3 protein-coding genes are annotated in these 4,013 nt (G+C 44.7%); 2 read left to right on the top strand and 1 reads right to left on the bottom strand.

Translation table 11 applies throughout. The features are described from left to right. Positions 1–182: 182 nt before the first annotated feature. Positions 183–653 carry a zinc ribbon-containing protein gene (locus tag IQQ51_RS04825; protein ID WP_017062329.1) on the bottom strand — a complete coding sequence of 157 codons (471 nt, stop codon included), beginning with the start codon at positions 651–653 and terminating at the stop codon, positions 183–185. A 263-nt stretch (positions 654–916) separates the two neighbouring features. On the opposite strand from IQQ51_RS04825, the gene leuS reads away from it, so the two are divergent. Both leuS and lptE read left to right on the top strand, forming a co-directional pair. Continuing rightward, positions 917–3,493 carry a leucine--tRNA ligase gene (gene leuS, locus IQQ51_RS04820; protein WP_017068503.1) on the top strand — a complete coding sequence of 859 codons (2,577 nt, stop codon included), beginning with the start codon at positions 917–919 and terminating at the stop codon, positions 3,491–3,493. Positions 3,494–3,672: 179 nt separating this feature from the next. After that, a partial coding sequence (lptE, locus tag IQQ51_RS26655; RefSeq protein WP_416222601.1) for an LPS assembly lipoprotein LptE occupies positions 3,673–4,013 on the top strand: 341 nt, incomplete at its 3' end.

The raw sequence follows: 4,013 nt of genomic DNA, 5'->3' as shown, positions 1-4,013 counted from the left end.
TTCGTCTGTATATTGTCTTTGTGATTTTACTTTCATGACACTCAATGCTCTGTATTAAGTGTCTACTTTTATGGGGTCACATCAGATTCGAGATTCGACGAAAAGTGATTTGAGGGTTGACTGATTGGGTCAACCCTTTTTCATTGCTGTGGTTTTACGTTGATACGCTATGGTTCAGAAGCTTACGGTTTAAGGGCTTTACGACTAAACCCTTTAGAACCACATTTAATGCATGGAATGATATTGGTTGGGTGGTTATATTCGGTTTGGTGACCACACTCGTCACATACTAAGGTGCCCAAGCCAATGACTTCACCCGCTTGATACAAGCCTTGGTGTTCTAAGTCTTGGAACAGTTCAACCCACTCCACCTTAGTACGATCAGTAATATCCAACAGCCCTTGCCAAATAGAGTCCGCAATCATCAAATAGAATGGACCGCTTTTACTCTCTTCATAGCTTTCGGAAAACTCTTTTAAGTCCGACTTCACGTAGGCAGAGATCAATGAAAGCTCATCTTTCGTCATATCATTAGCTGCTTTCGCAAACTTGCCCGACGTTTCGATTTTGTTGTTGAGCTCTTCAGGGCTATGCTTCAGCGTTTCAATCACCTCTTCGACGACTTCTTCATAGAGCGCTTTTTTCTTCGGCATAACAACCTCCTTAAGATAACCAACCTTTTAGTGAGCAAACGAATGCGCTGCAATGCACTCCCGCTTACAAACAAATGCAATTCATACTCTTAAGTATAGTTGCCCTGCGAAATTCAGTGAAAATTACACAATCTACTAGGCAGCAACTGCAAGTATGAAGGGTATAACTATTGTTGTACTCAGCTCCTTTAGGTATTCTATGACGATCTGTAAGATTCTGTTCTAACCGAACTCACAAATTCCAAGATAACCGGATACCATCGATGCAAGAACAATATAACCCGCAAGAGATTGAACAAAAGGTTCAACAACACTGGGATAACAGCGAGACTTTCGTTGTAAGTGAAGACCCAAACAAAGAAAAATTCTACTGTCTTTCTATGTTCCCTTACCCAAGTGGCCGACTGCACATGGGTCACGTGCGTAACTACACCATCGGTGATGTGGTATCTCGTTTCCAACGTCTACAAGGCAAAAACGTAATGCAGCCAATTGGTTGGGATGCATTCGGCCTACCTGCAGAAAACGCAGCTGTTAAAAACAACACAGCGCCTGCACCATGGACTTACGAAAACATTGAGTACATGAAGAACCAACTGAAGCTTCTAGGCTTTGGTTACGACTGGAACCGTGAATTCGCAACCTGTACTCCAGAGTACTACCGTTGGGAACAAGAGTTCTTCACTAAGCTTTACGAAAAAGGCCTGGTTTACAAGAAGACTTCTTCTGTGAACTGGTGTCCAAACGACCAAACTGTACTGGCAAACGAGCAAGTAGAAGACGGTTGCTGCTGGCGTTGCGATACTCCGGTAGAACAAAAGAAAATTCCACAGTGGTTTATTAAAATCACTGAGTACGCTCAAGAGCTACTAGACGATCTAGACAACCTTGAAGGTTGGCCTGAAATGGTTAAGACCATGCAGCGCAACTGGATCGGCCGCTCTGAAGGTGTTGAGCTATCTTTCGCTGTTAACGGTGAAGAAGCACCACTAGAAGTGTACACAACACGTCCGGATACACTAATGGGTGTTTCTTACGTTGGTATCGCTGCAGGTCACCCTCTTGCAGAGAAAGCATCGAAGAACAATCCAGAGCTTGCTGCATTCGTTGAAGAGTGTCGTAACACTAAAGTTGCTGAAGCTGAACTGGCAACGATGGAAAAGAAAGGTATGGATACTGGCCTAACGGCTATCCACCCTCTTAACGGTCGTGTTGTTCCTGTATACGTAGCAAACTTCGTACTTATGGATTACGGCACAGGTGCGGTAATGGCGGTTCCTGCTCACGATCAACGTGACTACGAATTCGCAACTAAGTACGGCATCGATATCATCCCAGTAATCAAACCTGAAGATGGTTCTGAACTAGACGTTTCTGAAGCGGCTTACACAGAGAAAGGTGTTCTGTTCGATTCTGGTGAATTCGATGGTCTTGCGTTCCAAGAAGCATTCGATGCAATTGCTGCGAAGCTTGAAGCTGAAGGCAAAGGTAAGAAGACAGTAAACTTCCGTCTACGTGACTGGGGTGTATCTCGTCAACGTTACTGGGGCGCTCCAATCCCAATGGTAACCACTGAAGATGGTGAAGTTCACCCAGTACCAGCAGACCAACTACCTGTCATTCTTCCTGAAGATGTAGTAATGGATGGCGTAACTAGCCCAATCAAGGCTGACAAGTCTTGGGCTGAAACAACATTCAACGGCGAACCAGCTCTACGTGAGACTGACACGTTCGATACGTTTATGGAGTCTTCTTGGTACTACGCTCGTTACTGTTCACCACAAGCAGACGACATTCTAGATCCAGAGAAAGCAAACTACTGGCTACCCGTTGACCAATACGTTGGTGGTATCGAACACGCTTGTATGCACCTGCTTTACTCTCGCTTCTTCCATAAGCTTCTACGTGATGCGGGTTACGTGACGTCTGACGAACCGTTCAAACAACTACTGTGTCAAGGCATGGTTCTGGCTGACGCGTTCTATCACGAAAACGAAAAAGGCACCAAAGAGTGGATTGCACCGACTGACGTAACGGTTGAACGTGACGGTAAAGGTCGCATCGAAAAAGCAGTCGACGATCAAGGCCGTGAAGTTGAACACTCAGGCATGATCAAAATGTCTAAGTCTAAGAACAACGGTATCGACCCACAAGAGATGGTAGACAAGTACGGCGCTGATACAGTACGTCTATTCATGATGTTTGCATCACCTGCAGACATGACGCTTGAGTGGCAAGAGTCTGGCGTTGAAGGTGCTAACCGCTTCCTTAAACGTGTTTGGAAATTGGTTCACGCTCACTCTTCTAAGGGTGCTGCTGAATCTGTTGATGCTTCTGCGCTATCTGGCGACCAGAAAGCACTTCGTCGTGATATCCACAAGACTATTGCGAAAGTAACGGACGATATTGGCCGCCGCCAAACGTTCAACACGGCAATCGCTGCAATCATGGAACTGATGAACAAGCTGGCGAAAGCTCCTCAAGAATCTGTACAAGATCGTGCAATCCTTGATGAAGCGCTAAAAGCGGTAGTACGCATGCTTTACCCAATGACTCCGCACATCTCTTACGAAATGTGGATTGCACTTGGTGAATCAAACGTAGACTCAGCAACATGGCCAACTTTCGATGAGAAAGCGCTAGTTGAAGACGAGAAAACTATTGTTGTTATGATCAACGGTAAGCTACGTGCGAAACTAACCGTTGCTGCTGATGCAACAGAAGAGCAAGTTCGTGAGCTTGGTCTAAACGATGAGAACGCTAAGAAATTCCTAGATGGCTTAACTATCCGTAAAGTTATCTTCGTACCAGGTAAGCTTCTAAACATCGTTGCTAACTAATTTCGTTAACACAATGCAATTGCTAAAGAATTAACGAACTTAATTCATCAAAAGCAGTCTGTAGACAGGGTAGCTAATTGCCCTGTCTACTTATTTAAGCGCTTTAGACTCGAGCCTAACCACTCTAACGAATTAAAGCCTTTAAATAAGTATTCTACCTTCATGAGAGCCATCAAATAATGCGCCTGATTTCACTATCTTCATTGAAAGTTACTGTTGTTGTTTTAACCGTTAGCCTATTAAGTGCCTGTGGTTTCCACCTACGTGGTGATTACTCCGTACCAGAAGAACTCAACAAGATCTCCGTAACCAGTTACGACCAATACAGTACGTTTACACGTATGATGAAAGGTCAACTGCGTATGAATGATGTAGAAATTGTGCCACCGGCTGAGAATACACCAAACCTGCACATTATTAGTGAGAGCGTAGGTGAGCGAACTCTGTCTCTATACCAAAACACTCGTGCAGCAGAGAAAGAACTGACATTCCGCGCTTCATACCGCGTAACTGTCCCGGA

Source organism: Vibrio sp. OPT18, from assembly GCF_015163615.1.
GTDB classification, from domain to species: Bacteria; Pseudomonadota; Gammaproteobacteria; order Enterobacterales; family Vibrionaceae; genus Vibrio; species Vibrio coralliirubri.
This window is presented reverse-complemented; position numbering and strand designations above follow the sequence as displayed.